Consider the following 25,061-nt stretch of genomic DNA (forward strand, 5'->3'; position numbering starts at 1 on the left):
CGCCATGATGGAGAAAGCTGTGCTCCCTACCGCCATCTCCGGTGCAGCCACAGCCACTGCTCGGGATATTCGCGCACCCAGGCCTCCACCACATTGGTGACGGCCTGCGTCGTGCCCTGGATGTCGATCTTGCCGTCGGCATCACGGACCGGCGGGATTTCTTCGGTCAGCTCGGCGCGGAAGCGAAAGCCGGGCAGGCGGATGATGCGGACGCCGTGGATCGGGCATTCGATCTGGCGCAAGAGGCGCGCCAGCATCGGATTGGCGCGGGTCTTGCGGCCGAAGAAGGTGACCTCGACGCCGCCGGTCAGATACTGGTCGATCAGCATGGCGACGTGCTTGCCGTCCTTCAGCGCCTGCGCGAGCCGCAAGGGCGCATCGCGTCCCGCGGGGATCAGCGTGCCCATGTTGACTTGGCGCATCTCCTGGACGATGCGGTCGGCAGAAGCGATGTTTGGGCGGCGATAGAGGATCGCGGCGTCGAGCCCGTGCGCGACGGCGGCGAGCGCGGGCAACTCCCAATTAGCGAGATGAGCGGCAAAGATCAGCGCCGGCTTGCCGTCGTCCCGGATCCGGTCGAACAGTTCGATGCTGCTTTTGGGCAGTTCGATCCGGCTGCGTTCCGGATGCGCGCGGTCGTAATCCCAGACATGGTCCATGTGGGCGAACTCGGCGCCGACGCGACCGAGATTGTCCCACACGCCCATCAGGATCTCTTCGATCTCCTCCGGCGATTTCTCGGGAAATGCGGCGGTGAGATTGGCACGGCCAATGCGGTGCTCACGCAGGCGCGGGCCGATCGTCTTGGTGACGCGCGCGAAAAAGTCCGAAGTCTTGACCGGATCGAAATAGCGCGTGCTGCGCAGCATGCCGACGGTGGCAGCGCCAATCAGGCCTCCGCTGATCGACTTTGCAGCCTCCTTGGCTGCATTCCGCGCACGAATCTTCGTGCTGATGGGAATCAGCGCCATGCTGCGTGCGGTCAGGCCGGTTCGCGCGTCAGGATCAGCGAGGCATTCTGGCCGCCAAAGCCGAACGAGTTCGACATCACGGCGGTGACACGAGCGTCGCGCGCCTTGTTGCCGACCACGTTGAACAGGATCGTGGGATCCGGCGTCTCGTAGTTGATAGTCGGCGGGATACGCTGATGCTCGAGCGTCAGCAGCGAGAAGATGGCTTCGACCGCGCCGGCGGCCGAGATGGTGTGTCCGACCATCGACTTGTTGGACGTCACCGGAATCTTCTGCGCGAGATCGCCGAACACGGCCGATGTCGTGTTGAACTCCATCTTGTCGTTCTCGGGCGTCGCGGTGCCGTGCGCGTTGATGTGGTCGATCTGGTCCGGCGTCATGCCGGCATCGGCCAGCGTCTTGTTCATGCAGCCGATGATCGGCTTGCCGTCGGGCGAGGAGCGGGTGCGATGGAAGGAATCGGTGAGCTCGCCACAGCCTGCGATCACGCCCAGGATCTTGGCGCCGCGCGCGGTCGCCGCCTCATAGCTTTCCAGCACCAGCGCGCCGGCGCCTTCGGCCATGACGAAGCCGTCGCGGTTCTTGGAGAAGGGACGGGAGGCTGCCTGCGGCGGATCGTTCTGGGTCGACAGAGCCGAGAGTAGCGAGAAGCGCACCAAGGCTTCCGGGTTCACGGTGCCGTCGGTCGCAACGCACAGCGCCGCATCGGTTTCGCCCCGGCGGATCGCTTCGACGCCGAGCTGGATCGAGGTCGCGCCGGACGCACACGCCGTCGACAGCGAGATCGGCGAGCCCTTGGTGCCGAAGGTCTCGGCAAGATGGGCTGCGACCGAGCCGAACATGAAGCGGTGGTGATAGGCGCTGTACTTGCCGCCGCCGGAGATGCGCAGGAGATCGTCGTAAGTGAAGTCGGGCTTGCCGACGGCTCGGCCGAGCTCACGGCGCTGCGGCCATTCGACTTCGACCGGCGCCACTGCGAGGAAGAGCGGGCCCGGGAAATCGGCCTTGGCGCCGATGCCGGCCTGCTCCAGCGCTTCCTGTGTGACCAGCTCGGCCATGCGTTCGGACAGGCCGGTGGAGGAGAACGGATCGACGCTGACGAAATCGACCGTGCCGGCCATCGTGGTCTTCAGGCCGTCGACCGGAAAACGCGTGATGGTGCGGATGCCGGATTCGCCCGCAACGAGCTTCGCCCAATTGTCGGCCTTGCCGGCACCGAGCGAGGTCATGATGCCCATGCCGGTGACGACGACGACGGGGCGCCCGAATTTGTCGCGTGGTGCAGTCATGTCGATCCCCCGCTTGAGCTAGCTTACGGCCTCAACCAGCGCCATGCCTTCGCCGCGCCAGTGTCCGGCCCCCACCACCACGATCTGGGTGGGCGCGCCCTGCATTTCAATCTCGGTCCCCGTGGAATCGTTCGGCGGGAACAGTGCGCCGCGCGAGATTGCCAATGCGGCGAGCGCAATCCCGAGCGGGAATTGCGTTTCCATGGTGTGCCCGAACATCGTACCGGTTGCGCGTACCGGGAAGTCGGCGTGGCCTTTCAGGAAGCCGCGCTCTTCGCTCGTTGCGGGCTCGGCACCGGTGGCGCCCGTGATGATCGCGCCCTTGCCTTCGCCCCTCGGCAGCTTGGCCCAGAGCTTCTCGAGTGTCGCAGCCATCTCACCGGGCTGCTTGCGGCGGGCGAGGTCGGCGACCACGCTCGACAGCTTTGCAAAGGGCTTGGCGCCGCGCGCCTGTGCGTGCGCCTTCGATTCCAGCACCAGGAACGCGCCGGCCGAGCCGAGCGCGAAGCCGGAATGGTCCTTGCGCGCCCAGACGGGCGCGAACTTGTCCTTGAGGTTGAAGTCACCGAATTCGTAGAGAACCATGAGGTCCTTGCGCTCGCCATTGTGCGAGCCGCCGACCAGCGCAATGTCGCTCTCGCCCGAAGCGATGCGCGCAAGCGCGATGCGGGCCGCGTCCGCACCCGCGACCTCTTCGCCCATGAAGGTGCGCGAGGTGCCGCCGAGGCCGTGCACGATGGCGATGTTGCCGGCGAGCAGATTGGAGAGCTGGGCGAGGAACAGGGTGGGCCGCAGATCGCTCATCAGCCGCTCGTTGAGGAAGCCGGGCGCGTTGGCCCCCTTGGCTTCGGCGGTGAGCACGCCGGTGTCGACGTTGAGGTCGCGCTCGCCGCCACCGGCGGCTACGACCATGTCGATCTTCGACAGGATGTCCTTGTTGCCCTTGATGCCGGCCGAGTCGAGCGCGAGACCCGCGGCGTAGGTGCCGATGCGCTGCCAGGCTTCCATCTGGCGCTGGTCGCCCTTCTTCGGGATCTGGCTGTCGAAAGTAACCGGCAGCAGCGGGTGCACGATGAAGGGCGCAAAGCCCTTCTCGTCGACATTGACGCGCTTCTCGGAAAGCGCGGCCCAGTTGGCGTCGAGACCTTCGCCGAGCGAGGTGGCAAGACCAATGCCGGTGATCCAGACTTCCGTCTGGCCGGGCTTTGAAGCAGTGTCAGTCATGACGAGACGGCCTGTTGCGGAAAGCCGATGCGCTTGGCGAACGAATCCATGTAGCCGCGCATATCCGCATTGGGGAAGGGAATCTGCGTGAAGGTGAGCGTCGAGTTCGCGCGCAGCTTGCCGTCGACCCGGATCTTGGCCTCGGTGATGGCATAGCCCGAGCCCTCATGGGCCAGCGTCGCCTCGATGCTCATGAGATCGCCGGGGTACACCGAGCCGCGGACCTTGGCCTCCTTGACGGCCGCCAGGATCGGCATGCGCTCGAACTTGAGCACGCCGAGCTGCAGCCAGCCCGAGGCCTGCGCCATCGATTCGATCAGCAGCACGCCGGGCATCAAGGGATAGCCCGGGAAGTGCCCCTCGAAGATCGTGCTCTCCTTGGGGACCTGGGCCTCGACAACGATCTTCTTCTCGTCGACGTTGAGGTCGACGATGCGATCGATCATGTGGAAGTATTCGAGTTGCATGACCGCCCGATTAGGCGCTCGCGCCCTTGGCGGCAACCAGTTCGTCGATGCGCGCGCACAGGTTCTTCAGGACGAAATATTGTTCGGTGGTTGCCTTGCCGTCGTTGACTTCCTGGGTCCACTTTTCCAGCGGCAGCTTGATACCGAACTGCTTGTCGATCGCGAAGGCGATGTCCAGAAAATCGAGGCTGTCGATGCCGAGGTCGTCGATGGCATGGCTATCCGGCGTGATCGTGTCGCGCGGAATGTCGCAGGTTTCAGCGATGATCGTAGCGACCTGATCGAATGTGGAGGACATCACTAAGCCTTTGATATATTGCAGGTATTTGTCAGGTATCCAGGAGTGGCACGGTGGGTGGGCGTCGCGCCCCGGATGACGCCCTCAAACCCCCTCTGGACGGGTCGGAAGCCCGTATATCGGAGCGCCGCCCTGAGTTCAATGGAGCCGGACACACCCAGGGACGGGGTTGGGGATGCCGCCCAGGGCTCCAGGCAGCGGCAGTCCCGCAGGGACGCCTCGGCGGGACACTCGGTCTAGAGGTGCGGGGTCGTGATCTTGACGCAGTCCCGCCGGCCCATCAGCACGCAATCCTGGGTTCGGCGCAAATCGGCGATGCTGACCGCGAGCCAGATCCCGATCGCGGTCAGCGCGATGGTGAAGGCGAGCGCGGCGATATTGGCGAGCATGCGATGGCGGAAATCGTCCGGCTCATCGCGGGGCTGTTCATAGCGCGACAAATCGAGCGGTTCGGGCGCTGTTGCGTGCAGCTTCTGCACGATACCGCCACCCCGGTGGATCCCAGGGGAGGGCGTCGTTCGCGGCCTGAACTGGAGCACCCGGTGCTCGTCGTCCGAGGTTATGGGCCGCTGGGATTTCATGGTACGGGGATTACTCCGAAGCAGCGATTTTTAGATAGCATAAGCGCCACACCGGTTGCAGAAAATCTTCTCCTTGTGCGTCCGCATAATCGCTCCTGGATTCGGCGACAGCTTTCCGGGAACGGGTTGTCATCCCGACGCCAGGGGCGCGCAGATTGCGCTGCAACACCGGCCCGACAAGGCACTCCCAACCCGGCCCGATGTTGCCGCCACAAGGCCCATGGCATAATCGGGAACCCGGACCCAAACCGCCACCAGAGGAAAGGCCAGTCGATCATGACCACCAACGCGCGCGAGCCGAGAGTGCATCCGATCCCGATCCTGTCGCTCCGGCCGACGCAGATGACGGTCGGCATGCGCGAGGTCAAGGAGAAGCGCAAGCGCTGGCGCGAGCATGGCAAGAAGAAGCAGTCCGACCTGCTCGGCACCCACATGATCCCCGTCGTCGCCGGTCCCGACGATCGCTATTACGTCATCGACCATCACCATCTCGGCCGTGCGCTGCACGACGAGGGCATCAAGGAGGTGCTCGTCACCGTGGTCGGCGATCTGCGCATGGTCGAGAAAGAGGCGTTCTGGGGTGTGATGGACAACAAGCGCTGGGTCTATCCTTACGATAGCAAGGGCGAGCGCCGTCCGTTCCGCGATCTGCCGAAATCCGTCGCCGACCTCAGGGACGATCCGTTCCGCAGTCTCGCCGGCGAGCTTCGCCGCATGGGCGGCTTCGCCAAGGACACCACGCCGTTCTCCGAATTTCTGTGGGCTGATTTTCTGCGCCGCAAGCTCACGCGCAAGGCAGTAGACGTCAATTTCGACAAGGCTCTGGAGAAGGCGCTGGCCGCGGCCAAGAGCAAGGATGCGATCTATCTGCCCGGCTGGTGCGGCCCGGCGTCGGACGATTGAAGCACGCCCGCGCGTGCCCAGTCGCACTGGAAGACCTTGGCGCGGGGGTAAATGCGCCGGGCGTAGCGACGACCAGTGCGCGTTGGTTTCGACGCGCGCTCATCACAGGCGCTTGAGCGAAGTCATTTTGTGCGCCGATGAAACCGTCCTGAAACAGAGCCACCCCACTTAATCGTGGTAGTCGAGCTCATACAGGAGGCTCACATGCGCCGTCTGGTTTTCGTGGTTGCCTTGCTCGCGGTCGCTTCAGTAGGAATCTCGGCCTCGTTTGCCGCAGTCCAAAAGGCGAGGACTCTGACATTTGCCGAGCGCTTTGCTCCAGCGCTTCCGCTGATGGTCAAGCACTAGCGATATCGCGCTTCACAACCGCCGGTCAGGCAGATCACTTTGGATCGTGCAGCTCCGGCGAGGATCGCGAACGCCTCAGGCTCATCGGCCGCGTGGACGGCGACAGCTTCGACATGCTCTTGACTCAGGAGCAGATCGGCGAAGCCCTGGAGATCACTGCGGTGCACGCCAATCGCGTGATCAAGCAGGTGCGGCAGGAAGGTATCGTCGAGTTCAATCGCGGCCGCGTCACAGCGCTCGACGAGCGGAAATTTCAGGAACTAGCGGATTTCGACGGCCGTTACCTGCATCAGTCGCCAACCCTTTGAGGCGTCAGATGCCACGATTCCATTTCGATATCCACGAGGACAGCCGCCTCATCACCGACGAGGATGGGCAGAACTTTGCGAATGTGGAGGGAGCTCGCAAGGAAGCAATGCTGACCGGTGCGTCCATCGCCCGCGAGGCTTTCGTGGCCGGCAGCGCCGATCATGTCGTCGTGGACGTGCGCGAGGACGAACATGAGCCCTGCCTGAAGATCTCGATCAGGCTCGAGGTCGAGAAAATCGGCGGATGATCGGCGGAACGATTTCACCGCGCCAGACGCAGACGTGGCGCGATTGTTCCTATCAATCGCAAAGTTTTTTGCTGTCCTGGGATAACCTACGTTAGCGACACCCTCGCCCTCGAAGCGCAGCCTGGCTGAAGCAAGGAGGCCTTCCATGACAGGGAAGCGCAACTATCGCAGGCAGACCTTGTCCCTTGAAGACCAACGGCAAGGCTTCAATTAATGGTTGGCCACGCCCGGTCAACCCATCCCGAAATGAAGGGCCAAGTGGACAATCGGGAAACCAGCATGGATCGCAAAGCGGCGTGCCTGCTGCAGGCCGCCGTCTGCCGCGAACAGGCCGTGGCCGATCCCCTCAATCACGACTATTGGATCGATGAAGCGATCAAATGGCTGGAGCTCGCGCATGCGCCCGCAAGTCGGGTCGTGGTGACCATCGAATTGCGGCCGAGCGTCCGTGGCCTTGCCGCCAAATAGTCGTCCATCTGGTTGGACGCGCGTTCTGGCGACGACGAACGATGATGAACGCCAACGCGTCGGCGAAAAAATAGGAACGTAGATACTGCCCTGGCGTCGATCGTGTGCGACCGGCTTCCTACCCGGCTGCCGGCCGCACCTTCAGCGGCGGTCCCGGCGCGTGCGTGTCAAGGCCGGGACCGTCCGCGTGCCGCGCGATCGGGCGAAACTCGCGGGACCGTTAGGAATTAACATGGGTTACTTCATCCGTCAGAGGTCCGGGACGAGATTGATGATGCCCAGGTTCTATTTCAACGTCAGCAACGGCAATCGTTCGAATGATCGCGACGATCTTGGCCAGGAGCTTCCGGATCGGGAACGCGGCACGGGAAATCGCTACGCGCTACGCCGCCGACAGTTTGCGCGACCTCGATGGCGACTTGCGGCCGGATGATGAGTGGCGGCTGGAGATGCAGATGGAAGACGGCGCGCGCGTCTTCCAGATATTGATACGCGCAAGCCAGGGCTGAGACGGTTGCCTTGGCTTGGAACGCCCGCGTTCGGGGCCGATTGGATTGGCCTCGGCTCTGCTTCGAACGCGGCGGCCGACCACGCCTGTTTGCAAGGACGGGGACAGTGCGACAGGCGTCACGACAGGAGGTCACAATGAGCAGACGAGACGATATTCACGCGACGCGGCGGACGGAACCGAATGGGGTTGAGCCGCCGTTTTCCGAAGACGATCTGCAGCGCGAGCAGCTCGGGCCGCGCGGTGTTCCTGGTCGGCCGGACGCGGCCAGAATGACACCGCAGCGCGCCAAGAAAACCCCCGCCGAGGGCGATTTCGACGGGCATACGTCCTGAGTGGCTGAAGCCTGGGCCTGCGTCTACGACCGTCCCTCAATAGTCGTCCAGCGTCGGCGTTTCCATGTCGAAGCGGTCGCGAATGGTCGAGCAGGTGCTGCCGCCCAGCCTGGCGATGGCATCGAGTTTCGCCGGGTCGACGTGCAGGCGCTCGGCATCGACGACGTCCGCATGGTAATGCGCGAATAAAATCTCGCCCAGGATGATCTGGCGCGACTTGCCGAGTTCAAGCGTGACATGGCGGCGGCATTCGAATGCGGCCGGCGCTTCCTTGATCCAGGGTGACGCCACGGTCTTGCCCGGCATGGCGGTCAGGCCTGCGGCCTTGAGTTCATCGCGCTCCGGCGCGAACGGCACGGCGCAGACATGCATGGCTTCGGCAATCGCATGCGAGACGATGTTGACGGTGAAGACTTCGGTCAGGCGGATGTTGAGGCCGGTGTCCTTGAATCGCATGTCCGGATGGTTCTCGACCCCGAGCGCCAGGATTGGCGGATCAGCCGAGAGGCAATTGAAGAAGCTGAACGGCGCAGCGTTGATCCGTCCCTCGGGATCGACCGTCGTCACCAGCGCGATTGGCCGCGGCACGATCGTGCCGATCAACAGCTTATATTTGTCGCGCGCGGACAATTCGCGGAAATCGAACGTCACGTCGCCGGGGGCTTGAGTGCTGCTGTCCATCATGTCTCTCAGGTACAAACGGTCATCGGCTTGACGACAGCCGAGAAGTTTCGGGGCAATTGTCGGTGCTTCAGGCGAACAATCGAGCGGAAGATTGAGCAAAGGCCGCTAGGTTGGATTCTCCTCGTGCGGCTCCTCCGTGCCACCAAGCGCGCGGTGCAGCCGGCGCTCGAGCCGATGTCCGATCGTAAGCAACGCGAAGGCGAGCGCAATCGCGACCGCAACGATCTTCCATTGTCCGGCGCCGCAGACGACGCCGAGGCAGGCGGCGAGAAAAGTACAGGCGGCGCTGGTCAGTCCGCGGACACGAAACCGCTCGCTCTCGTGGACGATGACGCCGGCGCCGAGGAAGCCAATGCCGGTCAGGATGCCCTGGATCACCCGGCTCGCCGCATCGCCGACTTTGCCGGGCTCGCCGAGTTGCAGCGCCAGCAGCACCACTGTTGCGGTGGAGAGGCCGACGATGCCGAGCGTCTTGAGCCCGATCGGCTTGCCGTGGAGGTCGCGATTGAGACCGATAGCGCCGCCGACAAGGGTCGCAATGCCGAGGCGGATCAGGGTCTCGGTCCAGTCGAGATCCATCATGCTTTCGGCAGTCGTCCCATCAGATAGAATTCGTCATTCGGCCGCATGCCGGTGAAATTCGCCAGCCGGTTCGAGAGTCCGAAGAAGGCCGAGATCGCGGCGATATCCCAGATGTCGTCATCGCTGAAGCCATGGGGGCTGAGGGCTGCGAAATCCTCCTCCGAACTCCGCTGCGCGTCCGCCGAGATCTTCATCGCGAAATCGAGCATGGCCTTCTGCCGCGGCGTGATGTCGGCCTTGCGATAGTTGGTCGCGATCTGGTCGGCGATCAAAGGGTTCTTGGCGCGGATGCGCAGGATCGCGCCATGGGCGATCACGCAATACTGGCACTGGTTCGCCGCCGAGGTCGCGACCACGATCATCTCGCGCTCGGCCTTTGTCAGCCCGCTGTCCTTCTCCATCAGCGCGTCGTGATAGGCGAAGAAGGCGCGGAACTCGTCCGGCCGATAGGCCAGCGTCAGGAATACGTTGGGCACGAAGCCGCTCTTCTCCTGCACGGCCAGGAGGCGCGTGCGGATGTCGTCAGGCAGGCTGTTGATTGCAGGGGCCTGGAAACGTTGCGCGGGTTTTGTCATGGGGCGTGGACTCCGGCTTGGGGCCGGCAACCATAGTCGATGCGGCACGGCGTCTCAATGTGTATGGGCCGAAACAGCCGCGGCGAAAGGGCGAGTTGAGAACGACCGCTCCATCCTGGTCATTGGCAGTGACGATGTGGACGGAGCGCGGCCTACCGCAGGGGCTTTTTCAGCAGCGAGAAACGGTCGGGATCGAGTCCCATCGAGGGCTGCAGCATTGGCGTCTCGGCCGGAGCGAGCGTCTTCGCCGGAGGCGCGGTGAACACCGGGTCGTTCGGCACGTCGCGCTGCGAGGTGGCGCCGCGCCAGCGCTCGAGGACGGCGCTGACGAAATGCATGTCGTGACCGGCGCTGACCGACGGCACGCTCGAGATCGTGGCTTCGCCCCGCGGCAATTGATGCGGCGGCACCTCCTTGAAGCGCAGGCGTGTCGGCAGGGCGACGCCTTCGCCGAACGCCAGCACCTCGCGGGTGCCGAGCGAAGGCACGAAGGACAGCAAGTTCGCGGCCGCATCCGACACCGCGGCGCGCAGCAGCGCCTGGTCGCGGTCGTTGGCAAGACGCATCGTGAACAGCGTGTTGCACTGGGAGATGATGGTGGCGTCGAGCTCGGCCGGGCGCTGGGTGATCAGGCCGAGATAGACGCCGTATTTACGCCCTTCCTTGGCAATGCGCGAGACCGCCTTGCGGGTCGGGCCGAAGCCGACATTGCGGTCGGCGGAGGCGTAGCGGTGCGCCTCTTCGCAGACGAACAGCAGGGGCGAGACGCCATCGCTCCACAGTCCGAAATCGAAGGCCATGCGGCAGAGCACGGACACGACGGAATCGATGACCTCGGCCGGGAAGCCGGCGAGCTGCATCACCGTCATCGGCTTGCCGTTGGCGGGCAGGCGGAACAGATGGCTGATCACCTCGGCCATGGTGTCGCCGCCGACATTGGCGTTGTCGAACATGAAGGCGTAGCGCGGATCGTTGCGCACGGCTTCGATGCGCGAGATCAGCTTGTGATAGATGATGCGCGAGGAGCGGTTTTCCAGCTTGCCCATGCGCTCGTCGATCAGCGACATCAAGTCGACGAGGCGATAAGGCACCGGGGTGTCGACGGTGTAGCCGATCTGCTTGGGATCGATGCGCTTCAGACCAATGCGGTCGGCGTTCTGGTACTGGGTGTAGACGCCCTTGGCGAGCGGGATGACCTCCGCGAGGATGTCGAGCTCCTCGGGCACGCCCGCACGGCCGCCGAACAGCACGTCGACGATTTCCTCGAAGTTGAACAGCCAGAACGGCAGCTTCAGGTTTCGCGGGTTGAGCACCAGCGCGCGGTCGCCGAAGCAGCGGCCATATTCGTTGTGCACGTCGAGCAGGAAGATGCGCAGGTTCGGCCGCGCCTTCAGGATCTCGTTGAGCAGCAACGACACGCCGGTCGATTTGCCGACGCCGGTCGATCCGAGCACGGCGAAATGCTTGGACAGCATTTCCTCGACGTCGACATAGGCGACGACGGAGCGGTCCTGCTGGAGGAAGCCGACATTGATCTGGTCCGACCCGGTCGGCGCGTAGATCGTGCGCAGCTCCTGGCTGGTGATCAGGTCCACGGCATCGCCGATGGTCGGGTAATTGGTGACGCCGCGCTGGAATTTGGCCTTGTCGGCGGCGTTGAGAATCTCGCCGAGCAGGTCCACCGAGGCGATCGCGATGTAATTGTCGCTGCTCGACAAATTCTCGCAGGACACCTCCGTGATCATGGCGACGATGACCGAGCTGGCGCAGCGGATGCTGACGAAACGGCCGACGGTCGCCCGCACCTCCGAGATCGGCATCTGGCTTTCCGCCAGAAGTCCGACCCGGGCGAGCGACCCACGTACCGAAATCACGCGTCCAAAGGATGTCACGATGGATGAACCTGGTAAGAGCGAAGGGATTTGCTCCGAACTATGCGCGGCGGTCGCTGCACAAACGGTTAAACGGCTGGCGCGGGCGCTTCGTTAAATCCGCGACAATTCAGCGCCGAGGTTTGTTCCCAATGTATGCTTGCCGGTAGAATCATGCGGGAAATGCCGCTTTTTGAGGGCTGTTAGCACCAAATCGAATTAAGGAAGATTTGACCATTCGGGCAGTCCGCCGGCTGTTTGGAGGACGGCAAACCTCGCTCGGCGGCGCATCGCCGGCCGCGGACCGAATCAGGTGATTTGTTGACGGGACCTAATTATTTGTACATTAGTACAAATGAGCCCGAATGCCGTCCGCGCATGCCGATGAACAATGCGCTCCGCGCCGGATCATGCGTTCCCGATCGTTACGCCCCAGGAGGAAACCATGCAGCCCGAACCGATCCTCGATCTCGCTCATCTCGGTCACATGGAACTGCTGACGCCGAAGCCCGACGAGAGCCTGAAATTCTTCGTCGACGTCATGGGCATGACCGTGAGCGGGCAGAAGGGCGAGTCGGTATACTTGCGCGGCTGGGACGATTACGAGCGCTATTCGCTCAAGCTGACGGCCTCGAAGACCTCAGGCATGGAGCACATGGCGCTGCGCACGCGCAGCCAGCAGGCGCTGGAGCGCCGCGTTGCCGCGCTGAAGGGCTCGGGCTTCGACATCGGCTGGATTGACGGCGACATGGGGCAGGGGCCGACCTTCCGCTGCCGCGACCCCGACGGACACATCGTGGAGCTCTATTACGAGACCGAATGGTATCAGGCGCCGCCGGAGCTGAAGCCGGCGCTGAAGAACCAGGCGCAGCGTTTTCCCGCGCGCGGCGTCAATGTCCGCCGGCTCGACCATCTCAACTGCCTTGCCGTCGACATCAAGGCCAACCGCGAGTTCTTCGAGAATTACCTCGGTTGCCGCCTCACCGAGCAGATCGTGCTCAACGACGGCCGGGAGGCTGCGATGTGGCTGACCATGTCGAACAAGAGCTACGATTTTGCCTATTCGCTCGACCACTCGGGCACGCCCGGCCGCTTCCATCACGTCACCTACGCGCTCGACAGCCGCGAGGAGATCCTGCGCGCCGCCGATATCTTCCTGGAGAACGGGGTGCATATCGAGACCGGCCCGCACAAGCACGCGATCCAGCAGACCTTCTTCCTCTATGTCTATGAGCCCGGCGGCAACCGCGTCGAAGTCGCCAACGCCGGCGCGCGCCTCATCCTCGCGCCGGACTGGAAGCCGATCGTGTGGACGGAAGAGGAACGCAAGAAGGGCCAGGCCTGGGGCCTGAAGACGATCGAATCCTTCCATACCCACGGCACGCCGCCTGTGGAGATGAAGACGCACGGGTGATTGTGCGCTTCCCCTAATGCGTGGACGATCGTACCCGCGCGATCGTCTCGCGGACGCCGGTCCACGCCGCCTTGTCCGGCGCAAACTGCTGGCGCAGGAAGGTCACGAGCTCCTCGACCTGCGCATCGCTCATGCTGTTGCTGAACGCGGGCATGTAGCCGAGGTCGCTCGAGACGGGCTCGGTGATGCCGTGCAGGATCACCTGCACGAGATTATCCGGTGTCGCGCTGTGCAGATTGCTGTTGAGCGCGAGCGAGGGCCGGCTGCCGAACAGCGGCAGGCCACCGACTTCGTGACAGACGGCGCAGGCGCCGTGGTAAAGCCGCGCGCCGGTGGACGCGGCGATGGTGACTTTCGTTGCGTTCTCGAGTTTTGCGGCCAATGCGGGCGCATCCGTTGCGGCCTCGGTGAACGAGCCGAGATAGACCGCCATCGCCCGGATATCCTGATCGGGAAGGGCCTTGAGGTCCCGGACAACAGGCGCCATCGGGCCGGCGGCGACGCCGTGATAACGCGATTGGCCGCTGCGCAAATAGGCGAACAACTCGTCCTCGCTCCACGCGATCGGCGCCTGCGACAGCGAGGTCAGGGGCGGCGCTTCCCAGCCCTCGGCAAAGCCGCCGGCGAGATAGGCGTTGCGCTGCTCGGCGCCGAGCGCACTGCGCGGCGAATGACAGGCGCTGCAATGGCCGAGGCTTTCGACGAGATAGGCGCCGCGATTCCAAGCCTCGGACTTTGCGGGATCGGGTTTGAATTCCTTCGTGTCGTGGAACAGCGCATTCCAGCCCGCAAGCAACGGGCGCAGATTGAACGGGAAGGCAAGTTCGTTCGCAGGTGCTGTCGCGCGCACCGCAGGCTGCGATATCAGATAGGCGTAGAGCGCCTGCATGTCGGCGTTGCTGGTCCTAGCAAAGTGCGTGTAGGGGAAGGCGGGATAGAGCTGCCGTCCGTCGCGATGCAGGCCTTCGCGCATCGCGCGCTCGAAGGCGGGATAGGACCAGGCGCCGATTCCGGTCTCGACATCGGGCGTGATGTTGCTGGAGTAGATCGTGCCGAACGGCGTCTGCAGGGCGCGGCCGCCGGCGTTGACCTTGCCATTGATCGTGGTGTGGCACTCCGCGCAGTTTCCGAGCGCCGCAAGCTGCTGGCCGCGTGCGATCGTCGCGGCGGAATAGACCGCTGCATCGGGCCGTGCGATTGGTGCAATCGCGCGTCCCGGCAGCAGCGCAGCGCCGAGGCCGATCGCGGCGGTGCAGACGGCCGCGATCGCAGCGAAAATGCCCGTGCGCTTTGCGAATGGATTTTCCCAGATCCGCGATAGCTGCGGCGCGGCTGGCGCAGGCAGGGCCTGTGGCGCGGGCGATGCTTCGCCGTGCAATCCCTTCAGAATGCGCTCCGGCGTGAACGGCGGCTCGCGAAAGCGCACACCGGTCGCATCGAAGATCGCGTTCGCAATCGCCGCCGCCGATGGCACCGAGGCGGACTCGCCGACGCCGAGCGGTGGCAGGTCTTGCCGCGGCAGCATCAAGACGTCGATCTTGGGCACGTCGGGGAAGGGGATGATTGGATAGGCGCCCCATTCGCGCGCCGCCACCGCGCCGCGCTCGAACGAGACCTCCTCCATCAGCGCACGGCTGGTGGACTGGATGACGTTGCCCTGGATCTGGTGGCGCACGCCGTCCGGATTGATCATCAGGCCGGAATCTTGCCCGGCGACCACCCGCGTGACGCTGACAGCGCCGGTGGTCTTGTTGACGGAGACGTCGGCGACCCAGGCCGACCACGCTGCGCCATAGCCGGGAAACTTGCTGTGGACGTAGAGCGCATAGGCAAAGCCGCGCCCGTGCACGATTTCGCCGTCCTTCTCCTCGCGCACCGGCCGCGGCGTCCAGCCGGCGCGTTCGGCGACCGCATTGACGAGATCGACGGCGCGCGGGTCTTTCAGATAGCGCAGGCGGTATTCGACGGGATCGACGCCGGCTTCCGTCGCGGCCTCGTCGATGTAGGATTCATGCGCAAAGGTGTTCGGCAGCGCCGAGACGCCGCGAAACCAGGAGGCGCGCACGATCGGGGGCATGTCGTGCGCGACTACGCGCATGTGGTCGTAATCGTAAGGCGGGATCGCGGTGCGATCGCCCATCTGGAGCACGGCGGGCTCGGGCGAGATGCGTCCCGTGAGCAGCAGCGCCAGCGTCGGAGCGGCGTTCGAAGGATAGCGCGTGGCGAGATCGTAAGCGGCGATACCGCCGTCGGCATCGAGCCCGCCGTTGACGTCGACGAGCTGCGCGGTGCCCTTGGGTTCCCAGGTGTGCTCCTGCTCGCGCGTCAACTGTACCCGCACGGGTCGGCCGACCGCGCGCGAGAGCAGCAGGGCGTCCGCGCTGACGTCATCGGCGCAGTTGCGGCCATAGCAGCCGGCGGCTTCGAGACGGATCACCTCGACCTCGCTCTCCGGACGCTCGATCAGCAGCGCAAGATCACTGCGCAGCACGTGCGGGTTCTGCGTGCCGGACCAGACGCGGATATCGCCGTCCTGGAAGTCGGCGACGGCGCAGGACGGGCCGATCGAGGCGTGCATCTGGTACGGCCAGACGTATGTGCGCTGCATCGGCTTGGCGGCGCCTGATATCGCCGCATCGACATCGCCCTTGTCGATCAGCGTGCGCGGCGTCGATGGGTTGGCGCGCAGCGCGTTCTCGACGTCGGCGAGATCGGTCAATGCCGGGGTGGGTCTCCAGCTCACCTTAAGCTGCTCGGCGGCGCGGATCGCGTTCTCTTCGCGCTCGGCGACGACGCCGACGAAATCGCCGATGCGTACGACGGCGACGAGACCGGGCACGTCGCGCACGGAAGATTCGTCCACCGCGATCAGGCTGGTGCCGACGAACGGGCCGGCATCGACGCCGGCATAGGGCGGGCGCACCACGCGGCCGTGCAGCATGCCGGGTACGCGGACGTCGTGCACGAAGGTCAGCTCGCCCGTGGCCTTGGCAGGAAGATCGACGCGCGGCATCGACTGGCCGACAATGGCGTAATCGCTGACGGCCTTGACCTGCACATCATCGGCCAGCTCGAGGCGAATGACCTCGCTGCCGATCAATTCGCCGTAGCTGACGCTGCGATTGTGGCCTCGGACCAGGCCGTCTTCGATCTTGAGATCCGATGGCGGCAGCTCGAGCCGCTCGGCCGCGCGCGCGATCAGGAAGTGCCGCGCTTGCGCCGCAGCCTTGCGCAGCGGCACCGCGGTGATCTGGATGGTTTCGCTCGCAATCGTCGCGCCCTGGTTCGGCACGTCTGCAGTGTCGCCGAGCACGACCACGACACGAGCAAAGGACACGTCCAGCTCTTCGGCGACGATCTGCCCGAGCGCGGTGCGGATGCCGGTGCCGAGATCGACGTGGCCGTTATAGGCGGTCACCGAGCCGTCGGCCGTGATCCGCACGAAGGTCTCGGACGTGACCTCGTCCACGGTGCGGACGACGACCAGCGAGCCCCGCTCAGCTCCGTTCGAGAGAGGAGAGGCCATCAATCACTGGCCTCGGCGAGCTGGCCCGACGCACGCATCACAGCGCGCAGGATTTCGACATGCGTGCCGCAGCGGCAGAGATTGTAACGCAGCGCTGCCAGGGCCTCCTGCTCCGATGGCTGCGGGTTGATCGCGAGCAGCGCCTTGGTGGTCATGATCATGCCGTTGAGGCAGTAGCCGCATTGCGCGGCCTGCTCGTCGATGAAGGCATGCTGCACCGCATCGGGCTTGTCGCGCGAGCCGAGGCCTTCGAGCGTCACGATGTCGCGCCCGGCGCAGCCGCTGATGGGAACGACGCAAGAGCGTGCGGCCGCGCCATCGATCAGGACAGTGCAGGTGCCGCATTCACCCAGGCCGCAACCGTATTTCGGCCCGTTGAGACCGAGATCATTGCGCAACACGTAGAGCAGCGGCGTCTGGCGCTCTGCCATGACGTCGTGGATCCTGCCGTTCACGGTGAGGCGGATCGGTGTCTGCGTCATTCCCAAACCCTGCGGTCGCAAAATCTGTACGTCGCGACGATACCGTTTGTACACAAACGTGCAAGCGTCCATCCCGCAGTGCAGCGCAACTGCCCGCTTTGTGGACAAGGGCGGGAGGCAAATGCAGCTTTATGCAGCAGGCGCATCTTTTCGTGCGCGGCGCCGCTTGACAGCTATCAGGACCGCGCGCAACATCGTTCGTATACGAATGATAACCGCAGTGTCAGTCGGCTCTCTCATGGTGATGGAAACAACAAGCGCTGCCACCGACAAGATCCGCTGCGATGCCTGTCCGGTGATGTGCTACATCAAGCCGGGCGCAGCAGGCGCCTGCGACCGCTATGCCAATCACGACGGCAAGCTCGTCCGCGTCGATCCCCATGTCATCCTGGAGCGGACCGTCTCGCATGGCGGCAAGCTCGTGCCGTTCAGCCGCACGGAAGACTGGGACGGCAAGATCGTCCACGAACCCTCGACCTTCGTGACGGCGATCGGCGCGGGCACGACCTATCCCGACTACAAGCCGGCGCCGTTCATCGTCTCCGCGGAAGTCGACGGCGTCGACATGGTGACCGTCGTCACCGAGGGCATCTTCTCCTATTGCGGCGTCAAGGTGAAGATCGACACCGACCGCTATCTCGGGCCGGAGACGGCGACCGTGCGCGCGCAGGGCGAGGCGGTCGGTCACGTCACCACCAGCGAATACGGTTCGCAGATGCTGTCGCTCGGCGGCGTGCATCATCTCACCGGCGGCTCCAAGAAGGAGGGGCGTGTCACCTGCGACACGCTGATGGACCTCGCCAATTGCAAGGCGGTGGAACTGACGATCGACGGCGGTGCCACCGTGGTGGTGCAGGCCGGCCAGCCGCCGATTGTGAACGGCGTGAAAGAAGAGCGCATGCGCGTCGGCTGCGGCTCGGCGACGATCGGCATGTTCGCCAAGCAATGGCACGGCAAGGTCGACGAGGTCGTCGTGGTCGACGACCACATCACCGGGGTACTGTCGGAGCACCAGGCGGGCAAGCTGCTCGACATCGCCGATAGCGGCATCAAGATGAAGGGGCGGCGCTCGACGCCCGGCCGCTATTTCCAGGTCGCCGATCCTGGCACCGGCTGGGGCGGCACCAATATCTCCGATCCGCTGTCGATCCTCGGACCGTTCGATGCCAAGGAGGCCAAGCCGGGCCTCACCATGCTGATGGTTTCCACGACCGGCGAGCATTCGTCTTACTATGTGCTCGACGGGGCCTTGAAGCCGGTCGAGACCGAGATGCCGGCCGATCTGAAGTTTTCGGTCGAGCGCATCCAGGAAAATTGCGAGCCGGCGCTGTGCACCGTGCTGTTCATGGCCGGCGCCGGCGGCTCGTTGCGGGCTGGCGTCACCGACAATCCGGTGCGGCTGACGCGCTCGGTGAAGGATGCGCTGACGCGCGTCACCAGCGGCGGCGCGCCTGTTTACGTCTGGCCGGGCGGCGGCATCACCTACATGGTCGACGTGACGCAGATGCCGTCAGGCGCGTTCGGCTATGTGCCCACGCCCGCGCTGGTCGCGCCGATCGAATTCACGATGAAGCTGTCGGACTACGCCGCGCTCGGCGGGCACATGGACTACGTCAAGCCGCTGTCGGAAGTGCAGAATGGTGAGGATATCCGCCAGTTGCCCTGGCAGAATCCGATCCCGGGACCGCGGCCATGACAAGGCTGCCGCAAATCGCAATGCTGTCTGATGGCCGGCGGCTGCATTTGCAGGATGGACCGATTGATCTGATCATCGAGGCGAGGGGACCCGCGCACGCGGTGCAGGCGGCTTATGAGGCCGCGGCGCGCCGCTTCGCCGGCCTGCTCGACGAGCTCTGCGCGGAGTTGCCGGAACTGCGGGCGGGCGCCGGGAAACAGACTGCTTTGAAAGGCGTGGTCGCGCGCCGGATGCATGCGGCCGTCGCACCTTATGTGCCCGATTGCTTCATCACGCCGATGGCCGCGGTGGCCGGAAGCGTGGCCGAAGAGGTTCTCGGCGCGATGCTGGACGCCGCGTCGCTCGACCGTGTCTACGTCAACAACGGCGGCGACATCGCGCTGCATCTCGGGCGGGGCGAGCATTTTTCGGTCGGCCTGATGGACCGGCCTGACGGCGACGGCGTGATCCGCACCCTGAGGGTCGATGCGAACGACCCAATTCGCGGCATCGCGACCAGCGGACGCCATGGCCGCAGCTTTTCCCTGGGCATTGCCGATGCGGTGACGGTACTGGCCGCGACCGCGTCGCAGGCCGATGCGGCGGCGACGATCATCGCCAACGCGGTCGATCTGCCGGGGCATTCCGGCATTATCAGGCAACCCGCCAACGAGCTTCAGCCCGACAGCGATCTCGGTGCGCGTCTCGTCACGCGCAATGTCAGTCAATTGTCACAGAAGGACATCGCCGCCGCGCTGGAATCTGGCGCGGAATGTGCACGGCAATTATTCGATCGCGGATGGATCGAGGGTGCCGTGCTCAGGCTTTGTGGTGATATGCTTGTCGTCGGAACTAAGGATATAAGTGAGCAACGATCGCGCCCGCTTGCACTGGAGAACGCGGTCGATGCCTGAGCAGGGAAGCGAAGCATGAGCGCGATCATCCGCAAGATCGTCACCGTCGTCGAAGAGACGCAGATGGAGATGGGGCGCCAGGTCTCGCCGCCGACCCGGCGCGCTGCTGCAATCGCCGTGATCGAAAATCCCTTCGCCGGAAAATATGTCGAGGACCTTTCGCCATTGATCGCGATCGGCGAGGAGCTCGGCGAGCTCCTGGCGAAGCGCGCGGTGGCTGCGCTCGGCATCGACGGCGCGAAGGTGCAGAGCTACGGCAAGGCCGCAGCCGTCGGCGAGAACGGCGAGCTGGAACACGCGGCCGCGATCCTCCATCCCAAGATGGGCGCGCCGGTGCGAAAAGTGCTGAGCAAGGGCGCCGCGCTGATCCCGTCGTCGAAGAAGCGTAGCGGACCGGGCACGACGCTCGACATTCCGCTCGGTCACAAGGATGCGGCCTTCGTGCGCAGCCATTTCGACGGCATGGAAGTGCAGATCAACGACGCGCCGCGTGCCTACGAGATCATGGTCGCGGTCGCCGTCACCGACAGCGGTCGTCCGCTGCCGCGCGTCGGCGGGCTGACCGTTGCCGAGATCAAGGGCGAAGACGGTTTGAGATAGACGACGTGGCAAATTCAAAACTGGAGGTTGGGATGCGAGCAAGAAACTATTTTGTCGGCGCGGCCTTCGCGCTTCTGGCGGCAGGCATCGGCCATTCGGCCCTGGCGCAGGATATCAAGATCGGCGAGATCAACAGCTACTCGCTGCTGCCGTCCTTCACCGAGCCTTACCGGAAGGGCTGGCAGCTTGCGGTCGGGGAAATCAACGCAAGCGGCGGCATCAACGGCAAGAAGCTCGTCGTCATCTCCAAGGACGACGGCGGCAAGCCGGCGGACGCGCAGACCGCGGCCAACGAGCTCGTCTCCAGCGAGGGCGTCGCCATGCTGACGGGCACGTTCCTGTCGAACATTGGCCTCGCGGTCAGCGACTTCGCCAACCAGAAGAAGGTGTTCTTCCTAGCGGCCGAACCGCTCACGGACGCCGTGACCTGGTCGAAGGGCAACAAATACACCTTCCGCCTGCGTCCCTCCAACTACATGCAGGCCGCGATGCTGGTGGAAGCCGCCAGCAAGCTGCCGGCCAAGCGCTGGGCGACGATTGCGCCGAACTACGAGTACGGCCAGTCGGCCGTCGCGGTGTTCAAGAAGCTGATGGCGGAGAAGCGCCCTGACATCCAGTGGGTCGACGAGCAGTGGCCGCCGCAGGGCAAGATCGACGCGGGGCCGGTGGTGCAGGCGGTGGCGCAAGCCAATCCGGAAGCGATCCTCAACGTTACCTTCGGTCCTGACCTCGTCAAGCTCGTCCGCGAAGGCAACACCCGCGGCCTGTTCAAGGGACGCGAGGTCGTGTCCTTCCTGACCGGCGAGCCCGAATATCTCGACCCGCTCAAGGACGAGACGCCCGAGGGCTGGATCGTCACCGGCTATCCCTGGTACTCGATCAAGACGCCTGAGCATGATGCGTTCCTGAAGGCCTACCAGGCCAAGTACAACGACTATCCGCGCCTCGGCTCGATCGTCGGCTACCAGACCATCAAGGCGGCCGCGGCGATCATCGCCAAGGCCGGCTCGACCGATACCGACAAGATGATCGCGGCGGCTGAAGGCATTTCCATGCCGTCCCCATTCGGTGAGATCACCTTCCGCAAAATCGATCACCAGTCGACCCTCGGTGCCTTCGTCGGCAAGACCGCGCAGAAGGACGGCAAGGGCGTGATGGTGGACGCGAGCTACAAGAAGGGCGCGGACTACCTGCCGAGCGATGCCGAAGTGGCGAAGCTGCGGCCGAAGGATTAAAGAGCCGCTTCGAAATTCGCTGCCGTAGGGTGGGTTAGCCGAAGGCGTAACCCACCACTTTCGGTGCCACACGCGAGAAGGTGGTGGGTTACGCCGAGCAGATGCGCTCTGCGCATCTGCAGGGCTAACCCACCCTACGACTTCAAACCTAACCCGGACCGCCGATGGCCTTTTACGTCGTACAGTTTCTGACCGGTCTTGCCAGCGCAGCGTCGCTGTTTCTGGTGGCCTCGGGTCTGTCGATCATCTTCGGCGTGACGCGGATCGTGAATTTCGCGCATGGCGCCTTCTACATGATCGGCGCCTACATCGCTTTCACGCTGACCGAGCGCTTCTCGGGCGCGTTCGGCTTCTGGGGCGGTGTCGTCGCGGCGGCGCTGGCCGTGGCGCTGATCGGCGTTCTGGTCGAGATGGTGCTGCTGCGGCGCATCTATCACGCCCCCGAACTGTTCCAGTTGCTCGGCACATTTGGCCTCACCTTGATAGTCGAGGATCTCGTTGTGCTGATCTGGGGCCCCGACGATCTCGTCGGCCGCCGCGCCCCTGGCTTCAAGGGCGCCGTCGATTTCTTCGGCCAGAACATCCCGAGCTACGATCTGTTCCTGATCGTGCTCGGCCCCGTCGTCCTTGGCATTCTCTGGCTGCTGTTCCAGCGCACGCGCTGGGGCGTGCTGGTGCGCGCGGCGACGCAGGACCGTGACATGGTCGCGGCACTCGGCGTCAACCAGAAATGGTTGTTCACATCGGTGTTTGCCGTCGGCGTTTTCCTCGCTGCCCTCGGTGGCGCCCTCCAGATCCCGCGCGATGCCGTGCATCATGCCATGGACCTGCGCATCATCGTCGAGGTCTTCGTCGTCGTCGTGATCGGAGGGCTCGGCAGCATCGTCGGCGCCTTTGTCGCAGCCGTGCTGGTCTCCGAGCTCAACGCCTTCGGCATCCTGATCTTTCCAAAAATCTCCATCATCCTGGTGTTCCTCGTGATGGCGGTGGTGCTGATCGTCCGGCCCTGGGGGCTGTTCGGCAAGCCGGAGGCCGCCGCGCGCAAGACGCCGGGGCTGTCAGTCAATCCCTGGCGGCCGTTGACGTCGAACGAGCGGCTCGGCTCTCTCGCAGCGCTCGTCATCGCGGCCATGCTGCCGCTGTTCGCCGGCAATTATGCGCTGACCGTCGGCTCGGAAATCGCGATCTTCGTGATATTCGCGATCTCCCTGCACTTCCTGATGTCGGTCGGCGGGCTCGCCTCGTTCGGCCACGCGGCCTATTTCGGGCTTGGTGCTTACGGCGTTGCCTTCCTTGCCAAGATGGCGGGGCTGCCGATGATCGTCTGCCTCTTGCTCGGTCCGCTGCTCGGCTGCATGGGCGCGGCGGTGTTCGGCTTCTTCGCAGTGCAGCTCTCCGGTGTCTATTTTGCGATGCTGACGCTCGCCTTCGCGCAAATCGTCTGGTCGATCGCGTTCCAGTGGGTGAGCGTCACTGGCGGCGACAACGGCATTCTGGGCGTGTGGCCCGCGAGCTGGGCGGCGAGCCCGTCGCACTTTTATTGGCTGGCGCTCGGCGTCGCTGCGCTGGTCACGATTGCGCTCCGGATCGCGGTGTTCTCGCCATTCGGCTATGCGCTCCGCGCCACGCGTGACTCGGTGCTGCGCAGCGAGGCGGTCGGCATCAATGCCAAGCGCATCCAGTGGACGGCCTTCGTGATTGCCGGCACCACGGCCGGCATCGGCGGCGCACTGTTTGCGTATTTGAAGGGCAGCGTCTTCCCAGACAATCTCGGCATCTCGCTCTCGGTCGATGCATTGGTCATGGTGCTGCTGGGCGGCGTCGAGACGGTCTCGGGCGGGGTGGTCGGCGCGATCGTCTACAAGGCTCTGAACATCTGGCTGGTGAGCCAGACCGACCTGTCAAAACTCGTGCTCGGCGGCTTCATCGTGCTGATCGTCGTCGTCTTCCCCAAGGGCATCGTCGGCATGTTGGAGATTTTGGCGCAACGGCGTCGGAAGTCCTCGCCGCCGGGATCATCTTTGCTTGCCAAGCCGATCGAGTCCGCCGAATGAGCGTTGCACCCCCACTTCTCGCGGTCGAAGGCCTGACCAAATCCTACGGCGGTATTCATGCCGTGCGCGGCGTCTCGTTCTCGCTGAGGTCAGGCGAGATCCTGGCGCTGATCGGCCCGAATGGCGCGGGCAAGAGCACCTGCTTCGACATGCTCAATGGCCAGAACCAGCCGGATACCGGCCGCGTCTGCCTGCTGGGCGAGGAAACCACCGGCAAGAAGCCGCGCGACATCTGGCGCATGGGCGTGGGACGCACATTCCAGATCACCGCGACCTTCGCCACCATGACGGTGCGCGAGAATGTCCAGGTCGCGCTGATCTCGCACGGGAAACAACTCTACAATCTCTGGGGCTCCGCACCGAATGTCGATTGTGCCGAGGCAGGCCGGTTGCTCGAGCTCGTCGGTATGGGCGGCTACGCGGACCGCCCCTGCGGCGAGCTCGCCTACGGCGACCTCAAGCGGCTCGAACTTGCGATCGCGCTCGCGAACCAGCCAAAGCTCTTGCTGATGGACGAGCCCACCGCCGGCATGGCGCCGCGCGAGCGCGTCGAGCTGATGCGGCTCACGGCTCAAATCGCGAAGGAAAAGTCGATCGGCGTGCTCTTCACCGAGCATGATATGGACGTGGTGTTCGAGCATGCCGACCGCATCATCGTGCTGAACCGTGGCACCCTGATCGCGGAGGGCTCGCCGGCCGAAGTGCGCGGCAATCCGCAAGTGCAGGCGATCTATCTCGGCGAGGGTCTGCTCTATGAGGGCGGGCATCACGAGGGAGCTTCGGCATGAAGCTCACGGTGCAGGATCTCAACAGCCACTATGGCCCCGCGCACATCCTGTTCGACATCGGCTTCGAGGTCGGCGACGGCGAAGTGGTGGCGCTGCTCGGCCGCAACGGCGCCGGCAAGTCGACCACGTTCCGCTCGATCGTCGGTCTCGTCGCGCAGCGAACCGGCCGGATCACGTTCGAGGGCAAGGACGTCTCGGCAAAGCCGACGCACGAGATCGTGCGCGAGGGCCTCGGCTACGTGCCGGAAGAGCGCCGCATCTTCACCGATCTCACGGTGGAAGAGAACCTGGAAGTCGGCCGCCAGCCGAAGCGTCCGAACGCTCCACATTGGACGCGCGAGAAGCTGTTCACGCTGTTTCCGAATCTCGGCGAGATGAAGAACCGCCCGGGTGGGCGGATGAGCGGCGGCGAGCAGCAGATGCTCACCATCGCGCGCACGCTGATGGGCAATCCGTCGCTGGTGCTGTTGGACGAGCCGTCCGAAGGCCTGTCGCCAAAAATCGTGGAGCAGATGGTCGATGCCATCCTGACCATGAAGAAGGAGGGCGTCAGCATCGTGGTCTCCGAGCAGAATCTGCACTTTGCGCGGTTGATCTCCGATCGCGCCTATATCATCGAGCGCGGCCGCATCTGCTTCGGCGGCACCATGGCCGAGCTCGACGCGCGTCCGGATATCCGCGACGCGCATCTGTCGTTGTAAGGGCGGGGGACG

The 25,061-nt window shown here is 64.4% G+C and carries 27 protein-coding genes; 15 read left to right on the plus strand and 12 right to left on the minus strand.

The genetic code is table 11. From position 1 onward, the window contains the following. Positions 1–26 precede the first annotated feature (26 nt). The 6 genes from XH88_RS02740 to XH88_RS02765 form a co-directional block, all read right to left on the minus strand. Positions 27–971: a lipid A biosynthesis lauroyl acyltransferase gene (locus XH88_RS02740; protein WP_271613882.1), complete on the minus strand. Its 945-nt coding sequence runs from the start codon at positions 969–971 to the stop codon at positions 27–29. Positions 972–982: 11 nt separating this feature from the next. Further along, positions 983–2,260, minus strand: a complete 1,278-nt coding sequence (locus XH88_RS02745; protein ID WP_271613883.1) for a beta-ketoacyl-ACP synthase — start codon at positions 2,258–2,260, stop codon at positions 983–985. Between the two features lie 18 nt (positions 2,261–2,278). Further along, complete coding sequence (locus tag XH88_RS02750; RefSeq protein WP_271613884.1) at positions 2,279–3,484, minus strand: beta-ketoacyl-ACP synthase; 1,206 nt, start codon at positions 3,482–3,484, stop codon at positions 2,279–2,281. Continuing rightward, complete coding sequence (locus XH88_RS02755) at positions 3,481–3,951, minus strand: 3-hydroxyacyl-ACP dehydratase FabZ family protein (protein WP_271613885.1); 471 nt, start codon at positions 3,949–3,951, stop codon at positions 3,481–3,483. The genes XH88_RS02750 and XH88_RS02755 overlap by 4 nt, the downstream gene beginning before the upstream one ends. Positions 3,952–3,961: 10 nt before the next feature. Beyond that, entirely contained in the window at positions 3,962–4,249 is a 288-nt protein-coding gene (locus tag XH88_RS02760) for an acyl carrier protein (protein ID WP_007592476.1), read from the minus strand. A 236-nt stretch (positions 4,250–4,485) separates the two neighbouring features. Beyond that, positions 4,486–4,830 (minus strand): hypothetical protein, encoded by a 345-nt coding sequence (locus XH88_RS02765; protein WP_271613886.1) that lies wholly within the window; start codon positions 4,828–4,830, stop codon positions 4,486–4,488. A gap of 276 nt (positions 4,831–5,106) precedes the next feature. On the opposite strand from XH88_RS02765, the gene XH88_RS02770 reads away from it, so the two are divergent. From XH88_RS02770 to XH88_RS02800, 7 genes are all read left to right on the plus strand, one after another. Next, positions 5,107–5,733 carry a ParB-like protein gene (locus tag XH88_RS02770; RefSeq protein WP_271613887.1) on the plus strand — a complete coding sequence of 209 codons (627 nt, stop codon included), beginning with the start codon at positions 5,107–5,109 and terminating at the stop codon, positions 5,731–5,733. 204 nt (positions 5,734–5,937) lie between these two features. Beyond that, complete coding sequence (locus tag XH88_RS02775; protein WP_271613888.1) at positions 5,938–6,081, plus strand: hypothetical protein; 144 nt, start codon at positions 5,938–5,940, stop codon at positions 6,079–6,081. Between the two features lie 92 nt (positions 6,082–6,173). Continuing rightward, positions 6,174–6,389, plus strand: a complete 216-nt coding sequence (locus XH88_RS02780; RefSeq protein ID WP_271613889.1) for a helix-turn-helix domain-containing protein — start codon at positions 6,174–6,176, stop codon at positions 6,387–6,389. 8 nt (positions 6,390–6,397) lie between these two features. Further along, entirely contained in the window at positions 6,398–6,637 is a 240-nt protein-coding gene (locus XH88_RS02785) for a DUF6894 family protein (protein WP_271613890.1), read from the plus strand. Between the two features lie 279 nt (positions 6,638–6,916). Beyond that, positions 6,917–7,105 (plus strand): hypothetical protein, encoded by a 189-nt coding sequence (locus tag XH88_RS02790; protein ID WP_271613891.1) that lies wholly within the window; start codon positions 6,917–6,919, stop codon positions 7,103–7,105. 317 nt (positions 7,106–7,422) lie between these two features. After that, complete coding sequence (locus XH88_RS02795) at positions 7,423–7,614, plus strand: DUF6894 family protein (RefSeq protein ID WP_271613892.1); 192 nt, start codon at positions 7,423–7,425, stop codon at positions 7,612–7,614. Positions 7,615–7,750: 136 nt separating this feature from the next. Continuing rightward, positions 7,751–7,948: a hypothetical protein gene (locus XH88_RS02800; protein WP_271613893.1), complete on the plus strand. Its 198-nt coding sequence runs from the start codon at positions 7,751–7,753 to the stop codon at positions 7,946–7,948. 36 nt (positions 7,949–7,984) lie between these two features. Here the strand turns inward: XH88_RS02800 and XH88_RS02805 are convergent, their stop codons facing one another. From XH88_RS02805 to XH88_RS02820, 4 genes are all read right to left on the minus strand, one after another. Beyond that, positions 7,985–8,629: a flavin reductase family protein gene (locus tag XH88_RS02805; RefSeq protein WP_271613894.1), complete on the minus strand. Its 645-nt coding sequence runs from the start codon at positions 8,627–8,629 to the stop codon at positions 7,985–7,987. A 108-nt stretch (positions 8,630–8,737) separates the two neighbouring features. Continuing rightward, a complete protein-coding gene (locus XH88_RS02810) occupies positions 8,738–9,214 on the minus strand; it encodes an MgtC/SapB family protein (RefSeq protein ID WP_271613895.1) in 477 nt (158 codons plus the stop codon). Continuing rightward, positions 9,211–9,789 (minus strand): peroxidase-related enzyme, encoded by a 579-nt coding sequence (locus XH88_RS02815; RefSeq protein WP_271613896.1) that lies wholly within the window; start codon positions 9,787–9,789, stop codon positions 9,211–9,213. Before XH88_RS02815 ends, XH88_RS02810 begins: the two co-directional genes overlap by 4 nt. Positions 9,790–9,941: 152 nt before the next feature. Next, positions 9,942–11,681, minus strand: a complete 1,740-nt coding sequence (locus XH88_RS02820; RefSeq protein ID WP_271613897.1) for an ATP-binding protein — start codon at positions 11,679–11,681, stop codon at positions 9,942–9,944. A 424-nt stretch (positions 11,682–12,105) separates the two neighbouring features. On the opposite strand from XH88_RS02820, the gene XH88_RS02825 reads away from it, so the two are divergent. Then, the gene (locus XH88_RS02825; RefSeq protein WP_271613898.1) at positions 12,106–13,074 is read left to right on the plus strand and encodes a catechol 2,3-dioxygenase; all 969 of its coding nucleotides are present in this window, start codon (positions 12,106–12,108) and stop codon (positions 13,072–13,074) included. A 13-nt stretch (positions 13,075–13,087) separates the two neighbouring features. Here the strand turns inward: XH88_RS02825 and XH88_RS02830 are convergent, their stop codons facing one another. Both XH88_RS02830 and XH88_RS02835 read right to left on the minus strand, forming a co-directional pair. Beyond that, a complete protein-coding gene (locus tag XH88_RS02830) occupies positions 13,088–16,600 on the minus strand; it encodes a molybdopterin cofactor-binding domain-containing protein (protein ID WP_271613899.1) in 3,513 nt (1,170 codons plus the stop codon). After that, a complete protein-coding gene (locus XH88_RS02835; protein WP_271613900.1) occupies positions 16,600–17,082 on the minus strand; it encodes a (2Fe-2S)-binding protein in 483 nt (160 codons plus the stop codon). Before XH88_RS02835 ends, XH88_RS02830 begins: the two co-directional genes overlap by 1 nt. A gap of 238 nt (positions 17,083–17,320) precedes the next feature. Between XH88_RS02835 and XH88_RS02840 the strand changes: the two genes are divergently transcribed. The 7 genes from XH88_RS02840 to XH88_RS02870 all read left to right on the plus strand — a co-directional run bounded on the left by XH88_RS02840 (position 17,321) and on the right by XH88_RS02870 (position 25,049). Further along, positions 17,321–18,778 carry a 6-hydroxynicotinate reductase gene (locus XH88_RS02840; RefSeq protein ID WP_271614344.1) on the plus strand — a complete coding sequence of 486 codons (1,458 nt, stop codon included), beginning with the start codon at positions 17,321–17,323 and terminating at the stop codon, positions 18,776–18,778. Next, complete coding sequence (locus tag XH88_RS02845) at positions 18,775–19,671, plus strand: UPF0280 family protein (RefSeq protein WP_271613901.1); 897 nt, start codon at positions 18,775–18,777, stop codon at positions 19,669–19,671. The genes XH88_RS02840 and XH88_RS02845 overlap by 4 nt, the downstream gene beginning before the upstream one ends. A 15-nt stretch (positions 19,672–19,686) precedes the next feature. Continuing rightward, a complete protein-coding gene (locus tag XH88_RS02850; protein ID WP_271613902.1) occupies positions 19,687–20,271 on the plus strand; it encodes an amino acid synthesis family protein in 585 nt (194 codons plus the stop codon). Positions 20,272–20,303: 32 nt separating this feature from the next. Then, complete coding sequence (locus XH88_RS02855; protein ID WP_271613903.1) at positions 20,304–21,506, plus strand: ABC transporter substrate-binding protein; 1,203 nt, start codon at positions 20,304–20,306, stop codon at positions 21,504–21,506. A 164-nt stretch (positions 21,507–21,670) separates the two neighbouring features. After that, positions 21,671–23,560: an ABC transporter permease gene (locus XH88_RS02860; protein WP_271613904.1), complete on the plus strand. Its 1,890-nt coding sequence runs from the start codon at positions 21,671–21,673 to the stop codon at positions 23,558–23,560. Then, positions 23,557–24,348: an ABC transporter ATP-binding protein gene (locus XH88_RS02865; RefSeq protein WP_271613905.1), complete on the plus strand. Its 792-nt coding sequence runs from the start codon at positions 23,557–23,559 to the stop codon at positions 24,346–24,348. Before XH88_RS02860 ends, XH88_RS02865 begins: the two co-directional genes overlap by 4 nt. Continuing rightward, a complete protein-coding gene (locus XH88_RS02870; RefSeq protein ID WP_271613906.1) occupies positions 24,345–25,049 on the plus strand; it encodes an ABC transporter ATP-binding protein in 705 nt (234 codons plus the stop codon). The genes XH88_RS02865 and XH88_RS02870 overlap by 4 nt, the downstream gene beginning before the upstream one ends. Positions 25,050–25,061: the final 12 nt, after the last annotated feature.

Origin of the sequence: Bradyrhizobium sp. CCBAU 51627 (assembly GCF_028128765.1) — a bacterium.
Classification (GTDB): domain Bacteria; phylum Pseudomonadota; class Alphaproteobacteria; order Rhizobiales; family Xanthobacteraceae; genus Bradyrhizobium.

Bases quoted from the DNA above. Each gene is read 5' to 3' on its own strand.
- XH88_RS02740 (WP_271613882.1), bottom strand. From the start codon at position 971: ATGGCGCTGATTCCCATCAGCACGAAGATTCGTGCGCGGAATGCAGCC.
- XH88_RS02745 (WP_271613883.1), bottom strand. From the start codon at position 2,260: ATGACTGCACCACGCGACAAATTCGGGCGCCCCGTCGTCGTCGTCACC.
- XH88_RS02750 (WP_271613884.1), bottom strand. From the start codon at position 3,484: ATGACTGACACTGCTTCAAAGCCCGGCCAGACGGAAGTCTGGATCACC.
- XH88_RS02755 (WP_271613885.1), bottom strand. From the start codon at position 3,951: ATGCAACTCGAATACTTCCACATGATCGATCGCATCGTCGACCTCAAC.
- XH88_RS02760 (WP_007592476.1), bottom strand. From the start codon at position 4,249: ATGTCCTCCACATTCGATCAGGTCGCTACGATCATCGCTGAAACCTGC.
- XH88_RS02765 (WP_271613886.1), bottom strand. From the start codon at position 4,830: ATGAAATCCCAGCGGCCCATAACCTCGGACGACGAGCACCGGGTGCTC.
- XH88_RS02770 (WP_271613887.1), top strand. From the start codon at position 5,107: ATGACCACCAACGCGCGCGAGCCGAGAGTGCATCCGATCCCGATCCTG.
- XH88_RS02775 (WP_271613888.1), top strand. From the start codon at position 5,938: ATGCGCCGTCTGGTTTTCGTGGTTGCCTTGCTCGCGGTCGCTTCAGTA.
- XH88_RS02785 (WP_271613890.1), top strand. From the start codon at position 6,398: ATGCCACGATTCCATTTCGATATCCACGAGGACAGCCGCCTCATCACC.
- XH88_RS02790 (WP_271613891.1), top strand. From the start codon at position 6,917: ATGGATCGCAAAGCGGCGTGCCTGCTGCAGGCCGCCGTCTGCCGCGAA.
- XH88_RS02795 (WP_271613892.1), top strand. From the start codon at position 7,423: ATGATCGCGACGATCTTGGCCAGGAGCTTCCGGATCGGGAACGCGGCA.
- XH88_RS02800 (WP_271613893.1), top strand. From the start codon at position 7,751: ATGAGCAGACGAGACGATATTCACGCGACGCGGCGGACGGAACCGAAT.
- XH88_RS02805 (WP_271613894.1), bottom strand. From the start codon at position 8,629: ATGGACAGCAGCACTCAAGCCCCCGGCGACGTGACGTTCGATTTCCGC.
- XH88_RS02810 (WP_271613895.1), bottom strand. From the start codon at position 9,214: ATGATGGATCTCGACTGGACCGAGACCCTGATCCGCCTCGGCATTGCG.
- XH88_RS02815 (WP_271613896.1), bottom strand. From the start codon at position 9,789: ATGACAAAACCCGCGCAACGTTTCCAGGCCCCTGCAATCAACAGCCTG.
- XH88_RS02825 (WP_271613898.1), top strand. From the start codon at position 12,106: ATGCAGCCCGAACCGATCCTCGATCTCGCTCATCTCGGTCACATGGAA.
- XH88_RS02830 (WP_271613899.1), bottom strand. From the start codon at position 16,600: ATGGCCTCTCCTCTCTCGAACGGAGCTGAGCGGGGCTCGCTGGTCGTC.
- XH88_RS02835 (WP_271613900.1), bottom strand. From the start codon at position 17,082: ATGACGCAGACACCGATCCGCCTCACCGTGAACGGCAGGATCCACGAC.
- XH88_RS02840 (WP_271614344.1), top strand. From the start codon at position 17,321: ATGGTGATGGAAACAACAAGCGCTGCCACCGACAAGATCCGCTGCGAT.
- XH88_RS02845 (WP_271613901.1), top strand. From the start codon at position 18,775: ATGACAAGGCTGCCGCAAATCGCAATGCTGTCTGATGGCCGGCGGCTG.
- XH88_RS02850 (WP_271613902.1), top strand. From the start codon at position 19,687: ATGAGCGCGATCATCCGCAAGATCGTCACCGTCGTCGAAGAGACGCAG.
- XH88_RS02855 (WP_271613903.1), top strand. From the start codon at position 20,304: ATGCGAGCAAGAAACTATTTTGTCGGCGCGGCCTTCGCGCTTCTGGCG.
- XH88_RS02860 (WP_271613904.1), top strand. From the start codon at position 21,671: ATGGCCTTTTACGTCGTACAGTTTCTGACCGGTCTTGCCAGCGCAGCG.
- XH88_RS02865 (WP_271613905.1), top strand. From the start codon at position 23,557: ATGAGCGTTGCACCCCCACTTCTCGCGGTCGAAGGCCTGACCAAATCC.
- XH88_RS02870 (WP_271613906.1), top strand. From the start codon at position 24,345: ATGAAGCTCACGGTGCAGGATCTCAACAGCCACTATGGCCCCGCGCAC.